The following is a 543-nucleotide window of genomic DNA, read 5'->3' as shown; positions in this document are numbered from 1 at the left end:
GGTCCCGCGACGCGACCGGCGAAGTCGCAGATGAGCTTGGTGAGCGCGCCGCCGCCAACACCGAGATCACGCCGGCCTTGCGGGCCTTCATCGAAGCGAATGCTACCCGGCCCTTTGCGGTCCAACTGGCGCTTCCATTACGTGGAGCTGCTTGAGCATGGCGCATCTGACCCCGGCCGAGAAGATTGAGCAGACCTATGACTTGGCCATGATCGCGCTGGCCGACTATCTCACGCGCGACTGCGATGCGGAGACCACCGTGGACCGGCTGCTCCGCATCCTCGATCGCGACAGCCTCCGAGATGCCATCACCGAGGTTCTGGTCCATGAACGGGTGAGAATCCAAGGCCGAGAGCGGATGTGTCGGAATAGACGGTCTTAGCTTGTTGGACATAGTATCTTTCTGATCGGACAATTCCGATATGTTGTTGCACGCGAAAAATCCGCCGCCTGCGTTGCGGGTGTCGCCTTAACGATTGCTGCCGGAAGGAAAATTCCTGCTCATCCCTCGTTCATGTGCAACTTCCTACCGTGCAGTACGTT

General features: G+C 59.3%; 1 protein-coding gene. It reads left to right on the top strand.

What is annotated here, in order from left to right; all coding sequences use genetic code 11:
• The first annotated feature begins 157 nt into the window (after positions 1-157).
• Positions 158-382, top strand: a complete 225-nt coding sequence (locus IVB32_RS42100; protein ID WP_247413195.1) for a hypothetical protein — start codon at positions 158-160, stop codon at positions 380-382.
• Positions 383-543 lie beyond the last annotated feature (161 nt).

This window comes from Bradyrhizobium sp. 23, assembly GCF_023073295.1.
In the GTDB taxonomy this organism is placed as follows: domain Bacteria; phylum Pseudomonadota; class Alphaproteobacteria; order Rhizobiales; family Xanthobacteraceae; genus Bradyrhizobium; species Bradyrhizobium canariense_D.
The sequence above is the reverse complement of the archived record's forward strand: the minus strand, read 5'-3'. Positions and strand labels throughout refer to the sequence as shown.

Excerpts from the sequence above, each read along its gene's own strand:
- IVB32_RS42100 (WP_247413195.1), top strand. The coding sequence starts at position 158 with ATGGCGCATCTGACCCCGGCCGAGAAGATTGAGCAGACCTATGACTTG.